The sequence below is a fragment of the Mesorhizobium sp. B2-4-13 genome (assembly GCF_006658535.1).
GTDB classification, from domain to species: Bacteria; Pseudomonadota; Alphaproteobacteria; order Rhizobiales; family Rhizobiaceae; genus Mesorhizobium; species Mesorhizobium australicum.
This window is the reverse complement of record NZ_VFVB01000001.1, coordinates 431,914-454,538: the sequence shown is the minus strand read 5'-3', so window position 1 is coordinate 454,538 and position 22,625 is coordinate 431,914. Positions and strand designations below refer to the sequence as shown.

At 64.1% G+C, this 22,625-nt stretch carries 24 protein-coding genes; 13 read left to right on the top strand and 11 right to left on the bottom strand.

Features of this window, described 5'->3' with window-relative positions; translation table 11 throughout:
• Positions 1-84 precede the first annotated feature (84 nt).
• From FJ936_RS02250 to FJ936_RS02235, 4 genes are all read left to right on the top strand, one after another.
• On the top strand, positions 85-1,638 hold the full coding sequence (locus tag FJ936_RS02250) for an alpha/beta fold hydrolase (protein WP_141906075.1): 1,554 nt from the start codon (positions 85-87) through the stop codon (positions 1,636-1,638).
• A 109-nt stretch (positions 1,639-1,747) separates the two neighbouring features.
• Complete coding sequence (locus FJ936_RS02245) at positions 1,748-2,227, top strand: carboxymuconolactone decarboxylase family protein (RefSeq protein ID WP_140660571.1); 480 nt, start codon at positions 1,748-1,750, stop codon at positions 2,225-2,227.
• Between the two features lie 82 nt (positions 2,228-2,309).
• Positions 2,310-2,672: a nuclear transport factor 2 family protein gene (locus FJ936_RS02240; protein WP_015314125.1), complete on the top strand. Its 363-nt coding sequence runs from the start codon at positions 2,310-2,312 to the stop codon at positions 2,670-2,672.
• Between the two features lie 43 nt (positions 2,673-2,715).
• Positions 2,716-3,030: a hypothetical protein gene (locus tag FJ936_RS02235; protein ID WP_015314126.1), complete on the top strand. Its 315-nt coding sequence runs from the start codon at positions 2,716-2,718 to the stop codon at positions 3,028-3,030.
• Positions 3,031-3,209: 179 nt separating this feature from the next.
• Here the strand turns inward: FJ936_RS02235 and FJ936_RS02230 are convergent, their stop codons facing one another.
• The 6 genes from FJ936_RS02230 to FJ936_RS02200 form a co-directional block, all read right to left on the bottom strand.
• A complete protein-coding gene (locus tag FJ936_RS02230) occupies positions 3,210-4,637 on the bottom strand; it encodes a gamma-aminobutyraldehyde dehydrogenase (RefSeq protein WP_140786986.1) in 1,428 nt (475 codons plus the stop codon).
• A gap of 74 nt (positions 4,638-4,711) precedes the next feature.
• Positions 4,712-5,527 (bottom strand): ABC transporter permease, encoded by an 816-nt coding sequence (locus FJ936_RS02225; RefSeq protein ID WP_140723137.1) that lies wholly within the window; start codon positions 5,525-5,527, stop codon positions 4,712-4,714.
• Complete coding sequence (locus FJ936_RS02220; RefSeq protein WP_181171021.1) at positions 5,517-6,467, bottom strand: ABC transporter permease; 951 nt, start codon at positions 6,465-6,467, stop codon at positions 5,517-5,519. The genes FJ936_RS02225 and FJ936_RS02220 overlap by 11 nt, the downstream gene beginning before the upstream one ends.
• A gap of 14 nt (positions 6,468-6,481) precedes the next feature.
• Positions 6,482-7,480 (bottom strand): ABC transporter ATP-binding protein, encoded by a 999-nt coding sequence (locus FJ936_RS02215; RefSeq protein ID WP_141906074.1) that lies wholly within the window; start codon positions 7,478-7,480, stop codon positions 6,482-6,484.
• Between the two features lie 245 nt (positions 7,481-7,725).
• Positions 7,726-8,880, bottom strand: a complete 1,155-nt coding sequence (locus FJ936_RS02205; RefSeq protein WP_141906073.1) for an ABC transporter substrate-binding protein — start codon at positions 8,878-8,880, stop codon at positions 7,726-7,728.
• A gap of 207 nt (positions 8,881-9,087) precedes the next feature.
• Entirely contained in the window at positions 9,088-9,933 is an 846-nt protein-coding gene (locus FJ936_RS02200; RefSeq protein WP_141906072.1) for a class I SAM-dependent methyltransferase, read from the bottom strand.
• A 76-nt stretch (positions 9,934-10,009) separates the two neighbouring features.
• On the opposite strand from FJ936_RS02200, the gene FJ936_RS02195 reads away from it, so the two are divergent.
• Positions 10,010-10,501, top strand: a complete 492-nt coding sequence (locus FJ936_RS02195) for a helix-turn-helix domain-containing protein (RefSeq protein WP_015314133.1) — start codon at positions 10,010-10,012, stop codon at positions 10,499-10,501.
• Here FJ936_RS02195 and FJ936_RS02190 read toward each other — a convergent pair.
• The 3 genes from FJ936_RS02190 to FJ936_RS02180 all read right to left on the bottom strand — a co-directional run bounded on the left by FJ936_RS02190 (position 10,498) and on the right by FJ936_RS02180 (position 12,726).
• Positions 10,498-11,403: a LysR substrate-binding domain-containing protein gene (locus FJ936_RS02190; RefSeq protein ID WP_015314134.1), complete on the bottom strand. Its 906-nt coding sequence runs from the start codon at positions 11,401-11,403 to the stop codon at positions 10,498-10,500. The genes FJ936_RS02195 and FJ936_RS02190 overlap by 4 nt on opposite strands.
• Positions 11,404-11,512: 109 nt before the next feature.
• On the bottom strand, positions 11,513-12,130 hold the full coding sequence (locus FJ936_RS02185) for a DedA family protein (RefSeq protein ID WP_141906071.1): 618 nt from the start codon (positions 12,128-12,130) through the stop codon (positions 11,513-11,515).
• Positions 12,127-12,726 carry an rRNA adenine N-6-methyltransferase family protein gene (locus FJ936_RS02180; protein ID WP_015314136.1) on the bottom strand — a complete coding sequence of 200 codons (600 nt, stop codon included), beginning with the start codon at positions 12,724-12,726 and terminating at the stop codon, positions 12,127-12,129. Before FJ936_RS02180 ends, FJ936_RS02185 begins: the two co-directional genes overlap by 4 nt.
• 300 nt (positions 12,727-13,026) lie before the next feature.
• Between FJ936_RS02180 and FJ936_RS02175 the strand changes: the two genes are divergently transcribed.
• The 4 genes from FJ936_RS02175 to FJ936_RS02160 all read left to right on the top strand — a co-directional run bounded on the left by FJ936_RS02175 (position 13,027) and on the right by FJ936_RS02160 (position 16,481).
• Positions 13,027-13,701 (top strand): response regulator transcription factor, encoded by a 675-nt coding sequence (locus FJ936_RS02175; RefSeq protein WP_141906070.1) that lies wholly within the window; start codon positions 13,027-13,029, stop codon positions 13,699-13,701.
• A 10-nt stretch (positions 13,702-13,711) separates the two neighbouring features.
• Positions 13,712-15,073 carry a HAMP domain-containing sensor histidine kinase gene (locus FJ936_RS02170; RefSeq protein WP_141906069.1) on the top strand — a complete coding sequence of 454 codons (1,362 nt, stop codon included), beginning with the start codon at positions 13,712-13,714 and terminating at the stop codon, positions 15,071-15,073.
• 69 nt (positions 15,074-15,142) lie between these two features.
• Positions 15,143-15,592, top strand: a complete 450-nt coding sequence (locus tag FJ936_RS02165; protein WP_141906068.1) for an Rrf2 family transcriptional regulator — start codon at positions 15,143-15,145, stop codon at positions 15,590-15,592.
• Complete coding sequence (locus FJ936_RS02160) at positions 15,582-16,481, top strand: NAD(P)/FAD-dependent oxidoreductase (RefSeq protein ID WP_141906067.1); 900 nt, start codon at positions 15,582-15,584, stop codon at positions 16,479-16,481. The genes FJ936_RS02165 and FJ936_RS02160 overlap by 11 nt, the downstream gene beginning before the upstream one ends.
• Here FJ936_RS02160 and FJ936_RS02155 read toward each other — a convergent pair.
• Positions 16,478-17,245, bottom strand: coding sequence for a DeoR/GlpR family DNA-binding transcription regulator (locus tag FJ936_RS02155; protein ID WP_140614877.1), 768 nt, complete (start codon positions 17,243-17,245; stop codon positions 16,478-16,480). The two genes, FJ936_RS02160 and FJ936_RS02155, sit on opposite strands and share 4 nt — an antisense overlap.
• A gap of 16 nt (positions 17,246-17,261) precedes the next feature.
• Here FJ936_RS02155 and FJ936_RS02150 point away from each other — a divergent pair, with 16 nt between their 5' ends.
• The 3 genes from FJ936_RS02150 (at position 17,262) to FJ936_RS02140 (ending at position 21,001) form a co-directional block, all read left to right on the top strand.
• Positions 17,262-17,588 (top strand): hypothetical protein, encoded by a 327-nt coding sequence (locus FJ936_RS02150; RefSeq protein ID WP_141906066.1) that lies wholly within the window; start codon positions 17,262-17,264, stop codon positions 17,586-17,588.
• Between the two features lie 75 nt (positions 17,589-17,663).
• Entirely contained in the window at positions 17,664-18,551 is an 888-nt protein-coding gene (locus FJ936_RS02145) for a phosphotransferase family protein (protein ID WP_141906065.1), read from the top strand.
• Positions 18,548-21,001, top strand: coding sequence for an FAD-dependent oxidoreductase (locus FJ936_RS02140; RefSeq protein WP_140660559.1), 2,454 nt, complete (start codon positions 18,548-18,550; stop codon positions 20,999-21,001). Before FJ936_RS02145 ends, FJ936_RS02140 begins: the two co-directional genes overlap by 4 nt.
• On the opposite strand, the gene FJ936_RS02135 is transcribed toward FJ936_RS02140, so the two are convergent.
• A complete protein-coding gene (locus FJ936_RS02135; protein WP_140614880.1) occupies positions 20,998-21,630 on the bottom strand; it encodes a class I SAM-dependent methyltransferase in 633 nt (210 codons plus the stop codon). The two genes, FJ936_RS02140 and FJ936_RS02135, sit on opposite strands and share 4 nt — an antisense overlap.
• Before the next feature lie 91 nt (positions 21,631-21,721).
• Between FJ936_RS02135 and FJ936_RS02130 the strand changes: the two genes are divergently transcribed.
• Positions 21,722-22,624 carry a phosphotransferase family protein gene (locus tag FJ936_RS02130; RefSeq protein WP_140714202.1) on the top strand — a complete coding sequence of 301 codons (903 nt, stop codon included), beginning with the start codon at positions 21,722-21,724 and terminating at the stop codon, positions 22,622-22,624.
• Position 22,625 lies beyond the last annotated feature (1 nt).

Sequence of the window (22,625 nt, the reverse complement as noted above, 5' to 3'; positions counted from 1 at the left end):
TTCCGCTAAAATATAAGCTGCCGCAACCGGCGCGGCTCTGCTATGGTTGGCGATCAGAAATCGTCAGGCCGGGCGGACACCCTCGTGAGGCCGATCGAGACCCGATACGCCCTTAGCGGCGAGGTGCGGATCGCCTATCAGGTGGTCGGCCAGGGGTCGTTCGACCTCGTCTTCGTCCCCGGCTTCATCTCCAACCTCGACCTGCACTGGGAAGACGAGGGCTATACCAGGCTCCTGAGGCGGCTTTCGGCCTTCTCGCGGCTGATCCTGTTCGACAAGCGCGGCACGGGTCTTTCCGACCGCGTCGATGTCCATCACCTGCCCAGCCTCGAGACCCGCATGGATGATGTGCGCGCGGTGATGGATGCGGTCGGCAGCGGCCGCGCGTCGATCCTTGGGGCTTCGGAAGGCGCGCCGCTGGCGATGCTGTTCGCCGCCACCTATCCAGAGCGGACGCGGGCACTGGCGCTCTATGGCGGCTACGCGCATTTCCACAAATGGGTGATGCCGCCGGAGCGTCTGGAAGCCTTCATCGCGACGGCCGAGACGGCCTGGGGCACAGGCGCCACCTTGCCCAATTTCGCACCGGGCAGGGTCGACGATACCCGCTTTTCAACCTGGTGGGCGCGCTTCGAGCGGCTGTCGGCAAGCCCTACCGCGGCGGCGACGCTGGCGCGGATGAACGCGGGGATCGATGTGCGCGGCATCCTGGCGGCAATCGGCGCGCCGACGCTGCTGATCCATCGCCGCAACGATGTGCGGGTCGACCCCGACGCCAGCCGCTTTCTGGCCAGGAAAATCCCCAACGCGCGGCTGGTCGAAATCCCTGGACGCGACCACCCGATCTGGACCGGTGATGTCGACCGGGTCGCCGACCTGATCGAGGAGTTCCTGACCGGCGAGCGCGCCGTGGTGGAAGCCGAACGCGTTCTGGCTGCGCTTCTCGTGACTCGGATCTACGACACGGCCCGCCTCGGAGACCGGATGTGGAGCGAACGCAGCCAGCATTTCCATGAGACATGGCGGACCCTTGTGACGCGCCATGGCGGGCGCTGCGCGGACATGCACTCCGAGATGATGATTTCGCGCTTCGACGGCCCTGGGCGTGCCTTGCGTTGCGCGGCGGCGTTGCGGGACGCGGCGCAGCAAATCGGGGTGGCAAGCGCGCAAGGGGCGCATGTCGGCGAGATCGAGTCGCGCGGCCCTCCTGCAGGATTGACGGGCCGCGTGACGATACAACTCGCCGCTCACGCCGGGCGCGGCGAGATATTGGCGTCGAGGCTGGTCGCCGATCTGGCCGTCGGCTCGGGTCTTCATTTCGTCGATCGCGGGCGTGTGGGCATCGACGAGCTGGACGAGCCGCTGGCGTTTGTGCTTGCGATGTCCGAACAGCACCTGGAGCCGTCCTGCCGGCCCAAGACCAAAGCGGCCGAACCGGCTTGCCTGACCGCGCGCGAGAGCGAAGTCGTGAATTTGATCGCCGACGGCAAGAGCAATGCGGCAATCGCCGCCGAACTCAGGCTGAGCGAGCACACGGTCAAGCGCCACGTCGCCAACATACTGCTGAAGCTCGACCTGCCGTCGCGAGCGGCCGCGGCGGCATTTTCCGCCAGGCAGACTGGCCCGGACGGGCCATGAGAGCCATGGCGCTTTCGGGCGAAGCAGGCACACTGCCATAGGCGCTATCAATTCCCCCATGCAGGCCAAGGCGGATATCGCCGGAAAGGCGCTGCGAACGGAGGATGAAATGCCCAAGTCAAAACTGAATGTCAGGTCACTCGTGATCGCGGCGGGCATTGGCGCGCTGTTCACGATCACCCCGGCGAAAGCCGAGGATGCGTCGGCGGCGACAGCCTACAAGGACATCGAGGCGACGCTCGGCTCGGTGCCGGATATGTTCAAGACACTGCCTGACGTCGCCATCGCCGGCGCCTGGGCCGAGATCAAGGGCGTCCAGCTCAATCCCAAGACCGCGCTCGACGGCAAGACCAAGGAGCTGATGGGGCTGGCGGTCGCGTCGCAGATCCCGTGCCAGTATTGCATCTATTTCCACACCGAGGCGGCCAAGCTCAACGGCGCATCGGACGAAGAGATCAAGGAGACAATCGCGATGGCCGCGATCGTGCGCCACTGGTCGACGATCCTCAACGGCAGCCAGGTCGATCTGGCCACCTTCAAGAAGCAGACCGACGGCGTGTTTGCGGCAGTTAAGGCCAAGTCACAGTGAAAGACACCGCCCGTCGGCGAGCGCCGGGCGACACCTCAAACGTCAAACGCCCGATCTTGAAGACGGGCATAGGGAGGATAAAATGCTGACCAAGACCCAAGCCGTGGATGGCGCGGCGATCAAGAAAGCGATCGAAGGCCGTGACGGCAAGATGCTGTCGAGCTTCTATGCCGATGATGCGCTGGTGCGGGTGATCGACCGCAACAATCCGCCGAGCAAGCCGCGCGAAATCCGCGGGCGCGCGGCGATCACGACGTTCTGGGACGACATCTGCAGCCGGGCGATGACCCACAAGGTCGACACCACCATCGCCCACGGCGACAGCCTGGCATTCACCCAGGCATGCGCCTACCCGGACGGCACCAAGGTGTTCTGCGCGGCAATGCTGGAGCTGAAGAACGGCCTGATCGCGCGCCAAACCGTCGTGCAGGCCTGGGACGAGTAGATCAACCCGCGGCCTGAGCCGCAAGTGATGGAGGAGAACCAACATGTTCAGCGCCAGATGGCAGATCGATGCCAAGTTCGGGCACAAGCAGACGGTGCTCGAGCTGATGCGGAAATGGGAACGCGAGATCGGCTCGCAGGTCGGCCTCACCGAGCTCAAATTCCAGATCATGACCGGATCGATCGGCGCCCGTGAAGCGACGGTCGAGTCGCATCACCAGGTCGAAAGCCTGGCCCAGTTGGAGGCGATGTTCGCCAAGATCGGCAAGATCGACGCGCACGCCAAATGGGGCAAGGAGATGGAGCCCTATGTCGTGTCGGGCACCAGCCTGTGGAACATCTATCGCATCGTGGAGTAGCGGCCGGAGTTCTTCTCCCCTTCACGCGGAGAAGATGCCGCAGGCAGATGAGGGGCAGCGCCGGCATCGCAGAAGCTTGCGCTGCCCCTGATCCGGCGTCCGCCCTTCGCTATGGCTCCGGGCGTTCGTCGCTTCGATCGACAAATCGTTGTCGATTGATCGCCAGCGGCGACCGCTCCTCACCCATGCGCAACCATCACATGGCGCACGGCGGTATAATCCTCCAGCGCATAGAGCGACATGTCCTTGCCGTAGCCGGATTGTTTCAGGCCGCCATGCGGCATCTCGTTGGTCAGCATGAAATGGGTGTTGATCCAGGTGCAGCCATATTGCAGCCGCGCGGCGGTCGCCATGGCGCGCGAAACATCCTTGGTCCACACGGATGACGCCAGGCCGTAATCGCTGTCGTTGGCCCAGGCCACCGCCTCGTCCACTTCCGTGAAGCGGGTTATTGAAACGACGGGGCCGAACACTTCGCGGCGCACGATCTCATCCTCCTGCAGCGCGCCGGCGACGACGGTCGGCTGGTAGTAGAAGCCGGTGCCCTCGCCCGGCTTGCCGCCGGTGGTGATCTCGATGTGCTTCAGCTCCGAAGCACGTTCCACGAAGCTCGAGACGCGGTCGCGCTGGCGCCGCGAGATCAGCGGCCCGATTTCGTTCTCGGCGTCGTCTGATAGATTGTATTTGATGGTCGAGACGGCGGTGGAGAGATCGGCGACAAGCTTGTCGTAGATCTTCTTGCCGGCATAGATGCGGCAGGCGGCGGTGCAGTCCTGGCCGGCATTGTAGTAGCCGAAGGCGCGCAGGCCTTTGACGACGGCGCCAAGGTCGGCGTCGTCAAAGACGATGACCGGCGCTTTGCCGCCGAGTTCCAGATGCGTGCGCTTGACCGATTTGGCGGCGGCCTGCAGCACCTTCTTGCCGGTGGCGACGTCGCCGGTGATCGAGATCATGTTGACCTTGGGGTGGTTGATCAGCGTGTTGCCGACGCTGTCGCCCCGGCCAAGCACGACATTGACGACGCCCTCGGGCAGGACATCGGCCAGGATCGTCGCCAGCTTCAGCGCCGTCAACGGCGTCTGCTCCGACGGCTTGAAAACCACCGTGTTGCCGCCAGCGATAGCCGGCGCCAGTTTCCAGGCCATCATCATCAGCGGATAGTTCCATGGCGCGATCGAGGCGACGATGCCGATCGGGTCGCGCCGGACCATCGAAGTGTGGCCGGGCAGGTATTCGCCCGCGACCACACCTGGCATAGAGCGCACCGCCCCGGCGAAGAAGCGGTAGCAGTCGACGATGGCCGGGATTTCGTCATTGAGCACCGCATTGATCGGCTTGCCGCAATTCAACGCCTCCAGCGTCGCGAACTCCTGCGCCTCGGTCTCGATGCGGTCGGCGATCTTCAGGAGGTAGCCGGAGCGCTGTGCCGGCGTGGTGCGCGACCACAAGGCGAACGCCTTTTCGGCGGCGCTCACCGCCGCCTCGATCTGTGCCTGGCTGGCCTCGGGCAGATTGAGGATGGTCGCCCCGGTCTTCGGGTTGAGGATCGGCTCCTCGGTCTCGGTGCCCTTCTCGAATTTCGAGCCGATCAGCATCTGGGTGTCCATGGTGTCTCCTTGGGGCAGAAACGAATGGGGTAATTAGTGACTAGTGAGTAGTGAGTAGTCACTACTCACTACTTTCATTTGCCCGAACCGGCGATCTGGTCGCCGTCGCGGGTCAAGTAATAGGCAACCAGGATCGGCAGCAGCGTCACCAGCACAACCACCATGGCCACGACATTGGTGACCGGGCGCTGGCGCGGGCGGATCAGTTCCTCCAGCATCCAGATCGGCACGGTCTGCTGCTGGCCGGCGGTGAAGGTGGTGACGATGACCTCATCGAACGAGAGGGCGAAGGCCAGCATGCCGCCTGCGAGCAGTGCGGTGGCGATGTTGGGCAGCACGACATGGCGAAAGGTCTGGAAGCCATCGGCGCCGAGATCCATCGAGGCCTCGATCATCGAACCGGAGGTGCGGCGGAAACGAGCGACCGCGTTGTTGTAGACGACGACCACGCAGAAAGTGGCGTGGCCGAGCACGATCGTCCAGAACGAGAACGGGATTTCGGCCAGCGAAAAGGCCGAGCGCAGCGCGATGCCGGTGATGATCCCGGGCAGCGCGATGGGCAGGATGACCAGCAGCGAGATGGTCTCGCGGCCGAAGAATTTCGTCCGCGAGACAGCTGCGGCGCAGAGCGTGCCGAGCAGCAGCGCGATCGCGGTCGAGATGGCGGCGACGCGCACCGACAGCGACAGCGCTTCCCAGACATCGGGCCGGTTCCAGGTGACGGCGAACCATTGCGTGGTCAGCCCGGGCGGCGGCCAGACGAAGCTCTTCTCCTCGGTGGTGAAGGCATAGACGAAGATCAGCAGGATCGGCAGATGCAGGAAGAGCAGGCCGCTGGCGGCGGCGATCTTCAGGCCGAGGGGAGCGGATTGACCACGGTCAGAGCGCATCGAAAGCCCCCATTCGCTTGGCGCCCCAGAGATAGAAGCCCATGATGACGATGGGCACCACGGTGAAGGCGGCGGCGAGCGGTATGTTGCCGGCGGTGCCTTGCTGCGAGTAGACGGCCTGGCCGATGAAGAGGCGCGAGGTGCCGATGATCTGCGGGATGATGTAGTCGCCCAATGTCAGCGAGAAGGTGAAGATCGAACCGGCGACGATGCCGGGCAGCGCCAGCGGGAACAAGACGTTGCGGAATGTCTGCCCCGGCGAAGCACCGAGATCGGACGAGGCCTCGACCAGATTGCCAGGCACCCGCTCGAGGGCTGCCTGAACGGGGAGGATCATGAACGGCAGCCAGACATAGACGAACACGATGAAAGTGCCGGTGAACGACACCGACAGCGAATTGCCGCCGACGACCGGCAGTGACAGCCAGGCGTCGAGCAGCCACAACAAATGCAGCTTGGCGAGCAGCCAGGTTAAAATACCTTCCTTGGCCAGGATCAGCTTCCAGGCATAGATCTTGACCAGGTAGCTCGACCACAGCGGCAGCATGACGCCGAGATAGAACAGCGCCTTCCAGCGGCCGCGCGCATAGCGCGCCGCATAGTAGGCGATCGGGAAAGCGACGATGGCGGAGGCAAGCGTGACCAATGCGGCCATCGTCACCGTGCGCAAGATGATGTCGAGATTGGCCGCCTGGAGCAGGTCGCCATAGGTCTTCAGCGTGAATTGGCGATTGATGAGGCCCGAGAATTCGTCGATCGAGAAAAAACTCTGGGCCAGCAGCGCGAACAGCGAGCCGATATAGACGATACCGAGCCACAGCACCGGCGGCAGGAGCATCAGCAGCAGCAGCAGTTGGGGGCGGCGCCAGAAAAGGTCGGAGAGCGCGCCGCGCATGCCGCCGCTGCCGGGCAAGATGGCGGACGCCGTGGCACGCGGCATGGTAGCGTCGAGGCTCATGCCGGCTCGTCCATCAGGTGCAGATGCTCGCGGTTGAAGGTGAGCATGACCGCCTCACCTTCCGCCGGCAGGGCCGTTCCCGCAGGCACTACGGCGTGCAGTTTCAACCCGTCGGCATCGAGCGCCAGCCTTGTCGTGGCGCCGAGATAGTTGGTCGAGACGAGGCGCGCGGCGACGCCTTCGCCGCTCGCCGCGCGGCCGACACGAATGGATTCAGGGCGCAGGCTGCCCCAGCGGTGCTGGCCGGAATAACGCTGGACGAAATCCGGCGGCAGCACGTTGGAGGAGCCGACGAAATCGGCGACGAAACGCGTGCTCGGCCGCTGATAAATATCCTCGGGCGTGCCGATCTGCATGATCCTGCCATCGTTGAAGACGGCGACGCGATCGGCCATCGACAGCGCCTCGCCCTGGTCGTGAGTGACGAAGACGAAGGTGATGCCGAGCGCCTTCTGCAGCGATTTCAGCTCTTCCTGCATGTTTTCGCGCAGCTTGAGGTCGAGCGCGCCGAGCGGCTCGTCGAGCAGCAGCACCTTGGGCTGGTTGACCAGGGCACGGGCGAGCGCGACACGCTGGCGCTGACCCCCGGAAAGCTGGCCGGGCCGGCGCGCGCCATAGCCGGGCAGCCGCACCAGCGACAGCGCTTCTTCCGCCGCCTTGTGCCGCTCGGCCTTGCCGACACGCTTGACCATCAGCCCGTAGGCGACGTTGTCGAGCACGTTGAGATGCGGGAACAGCGCGTAGTCCTGGAACACGGTGTTGACGTTGCGGCGGTAGGGCGGCACGCCCTCGGCCCGCTCGCCGAAGATCGAGATCGAACCCGCCGTCGGCTGCTCGAAGCCGGCGATAAGACGCAGGCACGTGGTCTTGCCCGAACCGGACGGCCCGAGCATGGCGAAGAATTCGCCCGGCGCGATGTCGAGATCGACAGCGTCGACAGCGCGAACGCTGCCGAAATGGCGCGAGGCTTTTTGAAAGGAAACGGCTGATGTCATGGGGTGTCCTGATCTTTCAGGCTCATCAAATTTTCAGGCGATCGCGCCGCCCCTCATCCGCCTGCCGGCACCTTCTCCCCGTATAGTGACGGGGAGAAGGAAGCTGGTCGCGATATTGGCGCTTATTCTGCAACGTTGGTAGTTGGCGAAACCATTGATAACAGCGTCTTTCTCCCCGCCTCTATACGGGGAGAAATGTCCGGCAGGACAATGAGGGGCAGCGCCAAGCTCTCAGCAAAGCGCGATTACCGTCCGCCGATGACGCCGATATAGTCCGATACCCAGCGATAATAGGGCACGCACTGGTCGTTCTGCGTGGCGCATTTCGAGACCGGCGTCTTCCAGAACTTGATCTTGTCGAAATTGTCGTAGCCGTTGGTCTTGCAGCCTTCCTCGCCGAGCAGCTCGTTGCCCTTGCAGGCGGCCGGCACGACCGGCAGCGAGCCGAACCAGGCGGAGACATCGCCCTGCACCTTCGGCGCCAGCGAATGCTCGAGCCACATGTAGGCGCAGTTCGGGTGTGCCGCGTCGGCCTCCATCATGGTGGTGTCGGCCCAGCCGGTGACACCTTCCTCCGGCACGGTCGAGGCGACAGGCTTCTTGGCGGCTATCAGGGTGTTGACCTGATAGGGCCATGAGCCGGAGGCAACCACGCCTTCGTTCTGGAAATCGTCCACCTGGATGGCGGCGTCGTGCCAGTAGCGGCCAACCAGCGTGCGCTGGACGCGCAGCAATTCGAGCGCCGCCTTGTACTGGTCCTCGTTCAATTCGTAGGGATCCTTGATGCCGAGTTCCGGCTTGTGGAACATCAAATAATTGGCGGCATCCGCTATATGGATCGGTCCGTCATAGGCCTGGACGCGGCCTTTGTTGGACTTGCCATCGGGCAGCTTCATCTCCTCGAAGACGACGTTCCAGCTCTTCGGTGCTTCCTTGAAGACCTCGGTGTTGTACATCAGGATGTTGGGACCCCACTGATAGGGGACGCCGTAATGCACCTTGTCGACGGTGAACCAGGGCGCGTCCTTCAGCCGGTCGTCCACCGTCTTCCAACTCGGGATGAGATCGGTGTTGATCGGCTGCACGCGCTTGCCGGCGACGAGCCGCAGCGAGGCATCGCCCGAAGCCGTGACGAGGTCGAAGCCGCCCTCGTTCATCAGCGAGACCATTTCATCCGAGGTGTTGGCGGTCTTGACGTTGACCTTGCAACCGCTCTCCTTCTCGAAGGCGCTCACCCAGTCATAGCCCTTGTCGGTCTCGCCGCGCTCGATGTAGCCCGGCCAGGCGACGATGTTGACCTGACCTTCGCCCTTGCCGAGTTCCTTCACCTGGGCGATGGCCTGACCGGAGAAGGTCAGCGCGACCGTCAAGGCAGTGCACGACTTCAGGAATGAATGCATATCGATCTCCCATTTTGGCACGTGATCCTGAAACCGCTCCGGTTGTCGCCAGATCACGCGCGGACTGAAAAACTTGTCAGCTCGTCCGTTGGACTTGACGCCACTCTGATGGCAGCTTTGGTCCTTCCAACGGAAGGTGCTTTGAAAATCCCGGTTTCGCAAATTCATTTATCAGAAGGCCGATATCGGTTTTTCCGATATACTCCCTCAGGCCAGCGCCGTCACCAGCCAGCAGGCGGCGTTGAAACGAGCCTGACCATCCTTTACGAAAGGGGCGAAGGCAGCAGGCAACACCGTGATAATTTTTTCGGCCGTCGCCTGGTCGACCTCGCGCAGCGCGGCGGCGAGCGGCCCTAGCCGGGTGGCATACATCATCAGATCCCCTTCGGCGATCTTACATGGTAAGTTCGCCTGTCTGACGTCGATTGACGACCAGCCGCTCGCTTCAAGTATCCGCTTCACCTTGGCGCCGTCGGCAAAGGCAAACTGCCCCGGCGCATCGGGGTCTGGCGCGGGCGCGGTCGGCAGGAAAGGCGCAGCCGCTCGCGCGGCGGTCGTCATGAAATCATTCTCCGCCGGACTGCGCCAGGCAACAAAGGCGAGTTTGCCACCGCGCCTCGCTGCCTGTCTTATGTTGGAGAACGCGGCCACGGGATCATCGAAGAACATGATACCAAAGCGCGAGACAACAGCGTCGAAGCGACCTGATTCGAACGCATACGTCTGGGCATCGCCCACTTCAAAACTTGCGTTTGCCACCTCTTCCGCCTGCGTGCGTTCTGTCGCCAGAGCGACAAGCGGCTGCGAAATGTCCAGCCCAACACAACGTCCGTTGTTGCCGACACGGCGCGCCATCGCCAGAGTTGTCGCGCCGGCGCCGCAGCCGATGTCCAGGACGTTGCCCCCTTCCCCGGGATAGCCGGCATCGACTACCAGCCGCTCGAACGGCGCCAGAATCTCGTCAAGGATCGGCTGCATTTCGACCCAGGCCTTTCCGCTGGCGTCGTTCCAGAGCGCGGCTTGCCGTGTGTTTGGCTGTGCGGATCGCGACATAACGGACCTCACTTTTCTGTTGCTCTCACCAATCGTCGCCATCACTTTACGAGTTCAAGCCGACTTGAAGTCAAGCATGAAAGATATGGACATTGCCGAAGTGTCGCGCCGCACCGGCGTACCCGCATCGACACTTCGTTACTACGAGGAGAAGGGCCTAATTGCTTCGATCGGCCGTCGCGGCCTGCGCCGCTTGTTCGATCCGGCTGTCCTGGAACGGCTCGCCTTGATTGGGCTTGGACGCGCCGGCGGATTCGCACTGGACGAGATTTCCGCGATGCTGACGCCCGACGGCCTGCCGAAAATGGATCGGGCGCGCCTGGATGCGAAGGCCAACGAACTGGACCACACCATCCAGCGCCTGACCGCGATCCGGGAGGCTTTGCGTCACGCCGCCCGATGCCCCGCCGCTCGGCCGATGGAGTGTCCGACGTTTCGCCGCGCCGTCAGGCTTGCCGGCGCTGGCCGCTTCGAGGTTGCTCCGCTCGGACCTTTCAAAGCGGAGCCGGTTCCCGCCACAAAGCGCAAGCGCAAGACTGGCGGCGTCGCCGGGAGCAGACCACACTAGCGGCGCACCGTCCGCTGCGACTGGGCAAGACCCACAAAATCGCGCGCCGCGGCGGCCAAGCCAGATCCCCGCCGCCAGACCATGCCAACCTGCACCACCGGCAAGGAACCGGAAATGTCGCGCGATTCGATGCGGTCGCCCTCCAGCGACCAGGGTCGGTAGACGAGGTCAGGCAGCAGCGCCACGCCGGCCCCGGTGGCGACGAGGCTGCGAACGGCCTCCACGGAACGGGTGCGGAAGGCGACATGCGGCCTGGCGCCGATCGCCGTCAGCAGCTTGCCGGTGTTTTCCTCGATCTCGTCAACGGTCAGCATGATCAGCGGTTCGGAGGCGATATCGCCGATGCCGATAATGTCGGCGCCAGCCAGGGGATGGCCGAGCGGCAGCCACAGCCGGTAAGCCGAGACTTCGAGGATTTCCGATTGCAGTGCAGTGCGGTCGCGCAAATTGGAGGTGACCATGACGGCAATGTCCAGCTTGCCGCCGATCAGGAGATGTTCGAGGTAGTCGCCATTGTCCTCGATGGCCGAGACCTCGACGCCGGGATAGGCGCGGCGGTAGCGTGAAAGCAGGTCCGACAGCACATAGCCGGCGACCAGCGAGGTGACGCCCAGTTGCAGCCGCCCGCCCGCCACGGCCTGCTCGCCGGAAAAAGAACGGCGGGCGTCGGACACATCGGCGAGAATCTTTGTCGCGTGGCGCAGGAACTGGTGACCCTTGTGGGTGATGTTGAGGCCGCGCGGATGGCGCTCGAACAGTTCGACGCCAAGATCGCTTTCAAGTTCCTTGATCGCCTCGGTGACCGACGATTGCGAGATGGAGAGGTTTTGCGCCGCGCGCGATACCGTGCCTTGCTCGGCGACGGCGATGAAGAACTGCAACTGCCGGATGGTGAAGGCCATGGCCGGACTAAACACCGCCGCAACCGCGAAGAAAAGCCGATGGCGACTCTTATCCCATGGCTGGATGTCCCATGGCTGGATGTCCCATGGCTGGATGTCTGGCCGTGGCTCAGCCGAGCATCGGCCGGATGCGCCGCCAGCATGCCGGGCCGTAGCGCAAGGCAAGCATGAATGCCGTTTCCAGCGCCACGACAATAGCGATGATGCGAAAGCCGACGGCGAGCGGGCTCTGGCCGCTGCCATGCAGCGCATAGCCTGTAAGCAGAAAGCCGGCATTCCAGAGCGTGGCTCCGGCTAGCGTCGCGACCACGAAAGGTAAGGCTGGCAGGCAGAGCGCGCCGGCCGCGATCGGCAAATAGTTGCGCACCGTCGGAATGAACTGCGCCAGCAGGGAAACCCTGACATGGTTGCGGCGATAGGCCTGGCCAAGCTTGCGGTAGGTCTCGGGGCGCAAGAAGACATATCTGCCGAACCGCTCGACCAGCCTGTCGGCGCGATCGATTCCGATTCGGCGGCCGACAGTGTACCAGACGAGACAGCCTGTCGTTGAGGCCAGCGTGGTCACGCCAAGCAGGATTGCCAGCGTCGCATCGTCAGGCGCCGCCGTCATGCCGAGGAACAGCAGCAGCACATGCGAGGGCGGGATCGGCAGAATCTTCTCGGTAAAGGCGAGGCAGAAGACGCCGAACAGGCCGAAGCCAAGAATGGCCGACAATGGTCCCGTCATGCGAAGCGCCAGTCGTAGGTTCCTGACGTCTTGAGCCTGGCGATGCGATAGACCGTCGCCGGCGGGAAGTTGCGAAAGGTATGGCCAACCCGCGTAACCCCGAGATCGAGCCTGTCGAGCAGCGACTGGTCGAATGGGCAGCGCCGTCCGAGCGTGAACTGGTAGAGCGCTCCGCCGGGGCGAAGGTTGGCGAAAACACCTTCGAGAATGGCAAATGTCCTGCGCGGCGAAATCAGCCGGAAAGGCAAGCCGCTGACGGCGGCGCCAATCGCAGGCCGGTGGAAGAGCGAGAGATGGCGCAGACCGACGGCGTCCATTTCGAAAATCCGGGCAGCAGGAAAACGACGCATGAGCAGTGCGGCGAAATCCGGATCGGATTCGATCAGCGTCAAATCTTCCTCCTTCACCCCGCGCGACAGCAGCGCCCTCGTGAACGGCCCGGTTCCCGGACCGAGTTCCAGCACGGGGCCAGTCTCGGGTCCAATGTCACGGGTCATCAATGCCGCCAGGCTGGAGCTGGACGGCGTGACGGAGCCGACCCTGAACGGCGCGACGGTCCACGCCATGAGAAAAGACAGAGCATCATTTGCGGGCATGGTAACCTCGATCCCGGACAACATCACGCCAACCAGTTTGGTGTGGCCACGTGGTTTCGTTTCAGCGCCATTTGGTTTCGAGCGTCAGGCCCGACCTGTTGCATATTCGGGCCTGACGCCGTCACGTCGGCGCGAGCGATTCGTGCCGACCCGGCGTTGTTTGCCGCGACTGGGTTGCATAGACATTGCGCAATCTCGCTGAGGCTAAGAAAGTGCCTGTCGACCGCAGTCCTTCGGCTTTGCCATGTTTACGCAATGTTGGCGCGGTAGCGCCCGACGCAATGTTCTGAGGGATTGTCGATGCGTATCTTGCTGGTCGAAGACGAACCCGAGATGGTCTCGGCCCTGCGTGCCGCGCTGAAGCGCCACGACATGGTGGTCGATCACGCCGGCACATTGCTGGAGGCGGAGGGGTTCGTTGCCGTCGACAGCTATGACGCCATCCTGCTCGACCGCCAGTTGCCGGATGGCGACGGGCTGTCGCTGGTGCCGAGACTGCGTTCGGCCAGGAATACCACGCCCGTGCTGGTGCTGACGGCGAGAGGCGACACGTCGGACAAGGTCGATGGGCTGGACATGGGCGCGGACGATTATCTGGCAAAGCCATTCGCGTTCGAGGAACTGCTTGCCCGGTTGCGCGCGCTGCTCAGGCGCCCGGCGCCGCTGCAGTCGCAGTTCATCCGGGCCGGCGATCTGGTGCTCGACGTCGGACATCGCGAAGCGTCGATCCGTGCCGAACCGCTCAGCCTGCCGCGCCGCGAACTCCTTGTGCTGGAGGCTCTGATGCGCCGCACCGGCCGCATGGTGCAGCGCGAGGCGCTGATGGAGGCGGTGTTCGGCCTCGACGACGAGATCCAGTCCAACGCGCTCGACACACATGTCTCGCGCCTGCGCCGCAAGCTCGCCGATGCCAATGCCGGGGTGACGATCAACGGCATTCGCGGCGTCGGCTATCTCCTGCGCGAGACGACATGAGCGCCAAGCGATGAGCCTCAAGCGCCCGCATTCGCTGAAATGGAGCTTGGTGCTGCGCATCGCCTTGCTGCAATGCGCCATGCTGACCCTGATCATCGTCGGCATTCTCGGCGCCATGCTGGCCACCGGCCTTATCCCGCACGACTACGAGGACGGCACGATGGACGTGCTGGCGGATGCGGTGACACGCGATGCCGGCGGCAAGTTGGTCCTGCGCGAGACCTCGGACCTGACGAAGCTGCGGTCGGGTGTTCCCGACCTCTGGTTCATTATTCGAGACAAGCAGGGGCAAAGGCTGCAGGAGGGGACCGTGCCGCCCATCTTCCAGCCTTTCACCGGACTGCTGGACACGATCAGCGACGCCCGTATCGACCATGCAATCGGACAATCCGCGCCGCCGGAGGGAAAGATCCGCTGGACCGACACGACGGCCGGCAACGTCCAGATTTTCAGCGGCACCAAGGGCGGGCTTTCGCTGCTGCGTCTGCTCGGCCAGGCGCCGCAATTCTTCCTGCAGGGCATATTGCCGCTCGCCGGGCTGATGGCGCTGGCCACGCTGTTCGCAACGCCATGGGTGGTGCGTGGCGCTTTGTCGGGCCTTGGCCATGCGGCGGCCGAGGCTGAGCGCATCGACATCGACCAGCGCGGCGTGCAGCTGCCGCTGAAGGACGTGCCGACGGAAGTGACGCCGCTGGTCAAGGCCGTGAATGCCGCTCTTGCGCGCCTCGACAAGGGCTATGAGCGCCACAAGCGCTTCCTCACCGACGCCGCCCATGAGCTCAGGACACCGGTAGCCATCCTCAACACGCGCCTGGCCTCGCTGCCGCCGACACCGGAGCGGGCACGGCTGCTGCAGGACGCGGCTAGGCTTTCAACGCTGACCGACCAGTTGCTCGACCTGCAGCGCCTCGACCGGCAGACGTCGCCGTTCGAAGCGGTCGATCTCGTGGCGACCGCGCGCGGCGTTATCGTCGACCTCGCGCCGATGGCGTTTTCTGCCGGTTACGAAATGTCGTTCGAGCCGGAACGGGACACGATTTTCGCCACCGGAGACCGCACCGCCATCGAGCGCGCGGTGACCAACATCGTCCAGAACGCCATCGAGCATGGCGGCCGCGCTGGCAAGATCACCGTCGGCGTCACAACGCCCGCCATCATCGAGGTCCGGGACGAAGGCGACGGCGTCCCGCCGGGCGAGCGGGAGCGCATCTTCGAGCCCTTCTACCGGCTGCGCCCGCAGGATCATGGCGCCGGCCTCGGCCTCAATCTCGTGCAGGAAATCATGTATCTCCATGGCGGCCGCATCGATATCCTCGATGGCAAGCCCAGCGGCGCCTGCTTCAGGATGAGTTTTCGCGCTTTACCCGTTTAGCCTTGCCGCCAACCTCGCAACGCCGCTGGCGCGTTTGACATTGCGATAAATCGTAACTAACTAGGTTACATGAAACGCAATAGCCGACTGTCCTCCACTCTGCACATCCTCGTTCACATGGCCGAGAAGCCCGAGCAGGCGCTGACCTCCGAGCAGCTTGCCACCTTCATCCACACCAATCCGGTGGTGGTGCGCCGGACCATCGCGGGCTTGCGCGACGCCGGCATCGTCACCTCGTCACGCGGACATGGCGGCGGCTGGCTGCTCGGGCGCGCGCCCGAGAACATTTCACTTTCCGAGATCAGCCTTGCCCTTGGCGAGACGCTGCTGCCGTTCAGCACCGAGCCGGAAAGCCCGGGCTGTCTCGTCGAGCAAGCGGTGATCGCCGTGCTCGACGATTTTCGCATCGCGGCCGAGAAGCTACTGGCCGAGAAGCTCAGCCGCATCACGCTGGCCGACCTGACAGCCGATTTTCGCCGTCGTTTCGACCTCATTGGAGTTTCCAGCCATGCAGTATGATCTTGCCGTTATCGGCGGCAGCTTTGCCGGCCTGTCCGCCGCCATGCAGGCGGCGCGAGCGCGGCGCAACGTGCTGGTGATCGACGCCGGCCAGCCGCGCAACCGCTTTGCCGCGCATTCGCACGGCTTTTTCGGCCAGGACGGACGCACGCCTGGAGCGATACTGGACGATGCAAGGCGGCAATTGCTAGCCTACCCGACGGCCAGGCTTGTGACCGCACTTGCGGACAAAGCCATTGCCAACAGCAGCAGCGATTTCGAAATCACCACCGATGGCGGCGAGACATTCGGCGCCGCACGACTGGTGCTGGCAACCGGCGTGCGCGACATCCTGCCGGAGGTTCCCGGGCTTGCCGAGCAATGGGGCAGGACCGTGCTGCATTGCCCCTATTGCCACGGCTACGAGGTTTCCGCCGGGCCGCTCGGTGTGCTCGCGACCGGCCCGATGTCCATGCATCAGGCGCAACTGATTTCCGATTGGGGCGACGTTACGCTGTTCGGCAACGGGCTGGTCGAGCCCGATGCCGACGAGATGCATGCGCTTGAGAGCAAGAATGTAGGGTTCGAGCCCGCGACGGTCAACGAACTGAGCGATGATGGCTCCGGCGGCTTGGTTGTCCATCTCGTCGATGGCCGGCAGGCTGGCGTCAAGGCGATATTCACCGCGCCACGCAACACGATGGCGAGCCCGCTAGCCGAACAACTCGGCTGCGGCCTCAAGGACGGCCTGCTCGGCCCGATGATATCAGTCGATGACCGGCAGCAAACGACGATTCCCGGCGTCTACGCCGCCGGTGACGCGGCACGCGGGATGCACAACATCGCCTTCGCCGTGTCGGGCGGCACCTTCGCGGGCGTGTGTGCCCACCAGTCGCTGGTCTTCGGCTAAATTCCGCCGGCGACGCTGAGGCGCGCCCCGGCTTGCGCCAGTGCCGCGGCAATGTCGTGCGGCGGCGCGCGGTCGGTGGCGAGTTCGGAAAAGCCGTCGAAGCCGCAGACCTGGACCAGGCCCTGGCGGCCGAACTTCGTGTGGTCAGTGACGACCAGCGAGCGCTGGCCCCGCGACAGCACCATGCGGGCGAATTCCGCCTCGTCCAGATCAAAGTCCATGACACCGGTCAGCGCATCCACGGCGCCGGTGGAGATGATGGCGTGGCTGACCGAGAAGCGGCTGACGAACTCGATGGCCGACGTCCCGAACGCGGCGCCTGAATCGCTGCGCAGCTCGCCGCCGGCCATATAGACCTTGTTGCCGTTGATGGTGGCCAGGGTGCGGGCGATGTCGGACGAGTTGGTGACGACCGTCAGGCGCCGGTGGCCGAGCAGTTCGCGCGCCAGGAACGAGGTCGTGGTGCCGGTGTCGAGCATGATCGATTCGCCATCGCGGATGGTGGCCGCGACCGCGCGGGCAATGCTTCGCTTGGCATCGGCATGCTCACGCATGCGCCGTTCGAACGGCGCTTCGCCGACCATCGACGGCAGGCCTATGGCGCCATGCATCTTCAGAACCGAGCCGTCGCCGGTGAGCGGCTTGACGTCGCGGCGCACGGTCTCGAGCGAAACGCCCAGCCGGTCGGCCAGGCTGGCGATGGTGACGGTTCCCTCTTCCTGGAGCAGCCGCAGGATCTCGCCATGCCGTTTCGAGTGGTTCATATGGGCGTCCCGAAGAATGACCGTTTCTAAGGCATTCCTAGCGCATTTAAAGGAATTGCCCATGCTTTCGGGCAAAACTCCCAAAAAAAGTCACATCTTTTTATTGACAGAAGAGCAACCCCGGCGTGAAATCCATCTACAACAGGATTCGGAACTGCAGCGGGATGGTAATTGGCAGAGCCGCAATTCACTGACCCCTGGCAGCCTGCAACGTGTCTGGCGCAAGGGATTTTCAGATCCGCGGGGGCGGATGCCGGGCTCAAAAGCCTGGCCAAGGGGCTCGTCGGTGCGGTGCGGGATACCGATCCTGGCATCCCGCACCGACGAGATTGGTTGCGTTTAACCACGCCGCCGTTGCGCGGCCCATGGCGCCTTGTCGAAGCCCAGCAAACCAGGCCTGCCAACCAGGGGTGATCCCGTGATTGCCGAAGACCGCATCCACGCCCTGCCGTGCTGGACGGGCGCCATCGAGATCGCGCCGCTGCCCGGCGGCCTCAGCAACGCCAATTATGTGGTCACCGATGCGGCCGGCAAACATGTGGTGCGTTTCGGCCAGGATTATCCGTTCCACCATGTCTTCCGCGAACGCGAGGTGATGACCGCGCGGGCGGCTCACGCGGCCGGCTTCGCACCGGCGGTCCGTTACGCCGAACCGGGGATCATGGTGACGGCGTTTCTTGGCGCCAGAACCTATCTGGCCGAGGATGTTCGCGCCAATCTCGGCCGCGTCGCGACGCTGATGCGCGGGTTTCACCGGGAGATGCCCAACCATATCTCCGGCGCCGGCTTCATGTTCTGGGTGTTCCACGTCATCCGGGACTATGCGCGCACGCTCGACGAGGGCAACAGCCGCAAGCGCGGTGACCTGCCACGCTTTCTGGCGTTGGCCGACGAACTGGAGCGCGCCCAGAAATTGCTGCCTATCGTCTTTGGCCATAATGATCTTTTGCCGGCTAATATTCTGGACGACGGCGGCAGGCTTTGGCTGATCGATTTCGAATATGCCGGCTTCAATACGGCGATGTTCGACCTTGCCGGCGTCGCCTCGAACGCGGGCATGAGCGACGAGGAATCCTTCGCCTTCCTGACCGCCTATTTCATGAAGGAACCGGACGAGGCGATCCGCCGCTCGCACGCCGCCATGCAATGTGCCTCGCTGCTGCGCGAGGCGATGTGGAGCATGGTGTCGGAGCTCTATCTCGACGCGCCCGGCATCGATTACGTCGCCTACACCGAGGAAAACCTAGCGCGGCTCGATCCGGCGCTGGAAAACTACCGGATAAAATACGGGATCCCGAAACCATGACCTTGCCTAGCCAGACCGAGATCGTCGTCATCGGCGGCGGCATCATCGGCTGTTCGACGGCCTATCATCTGGCGCGTGACCACAAGGCCGACGTGGTGCTGCTCGAACAGGGCAAGCTGACCTCGGGCTCGACCTGGCATGCAGCCGGCCTGGTCGGCCAATTGCGCTCGTCGGCCTCGATCACGCGAGTACTGAAATACTCGGTCGACCTCTACAAGGGGCTGGAAGCCGAAACCGGTCTTGCCACCGGCTGGAAGATGACGGGGTGCCTCAGGCTCGCCACCAATGCCGACCGCTGGACCGAATACAAACGGCTGGCGACCACGGCGAAAAGCTTCGGCATGGACATGCAGCTGCTGTCTCCGGCGGAGGTGAAGGCGATGTGGCCCTTGATGGAGACCGGCGATCTCGTCGGCGCCTCCTGGCTGCCGACCGACGGCCAGGCGAGCCCTTCCGACATCACGCAGTCGCTGGCCAAGGGCGCGCGCATGCACGGCGCCAATCTCTACGAGGACGTGCGCGTCACGGGTTTCGAGATGAAGGGCGACCGCATCACGGCGGTGAAGACCAATCAAGGCGACATCGCTTGCGACAAGGTGGTGAACTGCGCCGGGCAATGGGCGCGGCAGGTCGGCGCGATGGCCGGCATCAACGTGCCGCTGCAGCCGGTCAAGCACCAGTATATCATCACCGAGAAAATCGCGGGGCTGGCAACCGACGCGCCGACGCTGCGCGACCCCGATCGGCGCACCTATTTCAAGGAGGAGGTCGGCGGGCTGGTGATGGGCGGCTATGAGCCGAACCCGCAAGCCTGGACGACCAATCTTCCCGGGGGCGACGTGCCCAATGATTGGGAGTTCCGGCTGTTCGACGACGACTACGATCATTTCGAGCAGCACATGGCGCAGGCGATCGCGCGGGTGCCGGCGCTGGAGACGGTCGGTGTCAAGCAGATGATCAACGGATCGGAAAGCTTCACGCCGGACGGCAATTTCATCCTCGGTGTGGCGCCCGAATGCGCCAACATGTTCGTCGGCGCCGGCTTCAACGCCTTCGGCATCGCCTCGGGCGGCGGCGCCGGCTGGGTGCTGGCGCAATGGGTGGTCGACGGCGAGGCGCCGCTCGACCTTTGGGTGGTCGACATCAGGCGTTTTTCCAACCTGCACCGCGACCGGCAATGGGTGAGCGAACGTACGCTGGAAGCCTATGGCAAACATTACGCGATCGGCTTCCCGCATGAGGAATACACCAGCGGCCGGCCGCGCATCGTCTCCCCGCTCTACGACAGACTGAAAGACCATCGCGCCGTGTTCGGCTCCAAGCTCGGCTGGGAACGGCCGAACTGGTTCGCGCCGGAGGGCGTCGAGCCGAAGGACATCTATTCGATGGGCCGGCAGAACTGGTTCGCCGCCGTCGGCGACGAACATCGGCACGTGCGCGAGCATGTCGGTATCTTCGACCAGTCGTCCTTCGCCAAGTGCGAGCTGAGCGGGCCCGACGCGGCGAGGGCCCTGGACTGGATCTGCGCCAACGATGTCGGCAAGCCGGTCGGCCGGCTGACCTACACGCAACTCCTCAACACGCGCGGCGGCATCGAGGCCGACCTAACCGTGTCGCGGCTGGCCGAGGAAAAATTCTATATCGTCACCGGCACCGGTTTCCGCACCCATGATGCCTCGTGGATCAGCGACCATATTGGCCACGGCCTCGATGCACAGCTCGCCGATGTCACCGAGGACTTCGGCACGCTGTCGCTGATGGGACCGCGCGCCCGCGACGTACTTTCGGCGGTGACCGATGCGGATGTGTCGAATGCCGGCTTCCCGTTCGGCCATGTGCGCGAGATCACAATAGCCGGTCACACGGTCCGGGCGCTGCGCGTCACCTATGTCGGCGAACTCGGCTGGGAACTGCATGTGCCGATCGCCGCCACCGGCGAAGTCTTCGACGTGCTGATGGCGGCCGGCGGGAAGCACGACATCCGGCCGGTCGGTTACCGCGCGCTGGAATCGCTGCGGCTGGAAAAGGGTTATCGCGCCTGGGGCTCCGACATCACGCCCAACGACACACCGCTGGAGGCTGGGCTCGGCTGGGCGGTCAAGCTGCGCAAGAACACCGACTTCGTCGGACGGCGCGCACTCGAGAAGGTTGGCGGCGAGTCCCTGAAGAAGTGCTTTGCCGGTTTCACGGTCTATGATCCGGAGATCGTGCTCGTCGGACGCGAGACCATCCTGCGCGATGGCCAGCCGGTCGGCTATCTCACCAGCGGCGGCTATGGCTACACGGTGGAAAAGAACATCGGCTACGGTTATGTGCGCAACGCTGACGGAGCAAGCGATGATTTTCTCGCCTCGGGCAGCTATGAACTTGTGGTGGCGATGGAGCGGACGCCGGCTCAAATCCATCTTGAGCCGCTATACGACCCGGCAATGGAGCGCGTAAAGGCTTAACTCACGCGCAAGGCGAGGCCACGGCTGGGGACGGTATCGGCCTCGCCTGGCATTGAGACATATGGTCGTGTTTCCTCGACCCGCGTGACCAGGCCTTGTGCCTCGAGTTCGGCGATGCGCGCGGCAAAACCGTGATCCCACAACGTGTTCTTGACCGTCAGCACGATCACCCCACCCGGCCGGCAGATGCGGATCAGTTCGTCCAGTCCCTCGGCGCCGACATGGCCGGAGGTAAAGACGCCGGCCGAGATGATGCCGGCATAAGTGCTGTCGGCAAATGGCAAGGCGCCGCCGAGCGCCAGACAATGCAGCGCCGAATAGACGCCCTTGCGCGCGGCTTGATCCAGCATGCCTTGCGAGATATCCAGCGCCTCGACCTGGGGATAGCCGGCAATATCGAGCCACTCGCCGATCAGCCCGGTACCGGCCCCGGCGTCGAGCAGCGGGGCTGACCCGCGCGGCAGATGGCGGGCGAGCAAAGCAAGGCAGATGGTCGGGTGGCGGTAGCCGGCTGCCGACATGTCGGCGTCGTAGGTTTGCGACCAGCGGTCGTACAGTGCGGCCACCTCTTCCGGGCGCTTGGCCGCGTAGACCTCGCCGAGCGCGCCTTGATGTTTGCTGTCCGCCACTGTCCACCATCCCTCGTCTCGCCGCGATGATAGCCAAACGGCGAAAATTGTGGAACCGTGCAGCCGAGAAATAACGCGTGGGGACGCAGGCATGGGGACAGACGAGGCGCGGGCAAAACTTGCCGTCATTCCGGTACTGGCCGGCTATACTGGGCCGCTGGAACGGCTCGGCGGCTTGACCAACCTCGTCTTCAAGGCCGGCGATTACTGCCTGCGTATTCCAGGCAAAGGCACCGAGGAATACATCAACCGCGCCAACGAGGCGATTGCCGCGCGTGAGGCGGCAATCGCGGGGGTAAGTCCTGAAGTGCTGCATGCCGACGCCGCCAGCGGCCTGATGGTGACGCGCTACATTGCCGGTGCGGAGACGATGTCGCCGGAGAAGTTCAGGGAGCGGCAGGGCAGCCCGGCCCGAGCGGCCGAGGCCTTCCGCAAGCTGCACGCGTCCGGCGCGGTGTTCCCCTTCCGCTTCGAACTGTTTTGGATGATCGACGACTATCTCAAGGTGCTGTCGACCAGGGATGTCGCCCTGCCCGCCGGCTATCATGACGTGGTGCGCGAGGCCGAGAGCGTACGCTCGGCCTTGGCCGTCCGCCCCTTGCCTCTCGTCGCCTGCCATTGCGACCCGCTGTGCGAGAATTTCCTCGACACGGGCGAGCGGATGTGGATCGTCGACTGGGAATATTCGGGGATGAACGACCCGCTCTGGGACCTCGGCGACCTCAGCGTCGAAGGCAAGTTCGAAGCCGCCCAGGACGAGGAGCTGATGCGCGCCTATTTCGGCGGCGAGGCGAGGCCGGCGGAGCGCGGCCGCATCGTCATCTACAAGGCGATGTGTGACCTGTTGTGGACGCTGTGGGGGCTGATCCAGCTTGCCAATGAAAATCCCGTCGACGATTTCCGCGCCTATGCCGACGGCCGCTTCGCCCGCTGCAAGGCGCTGATGGAGACAGAGGAATTTTCGCGGCACCTGGCGGCGGTACGCAAGGGCTAGG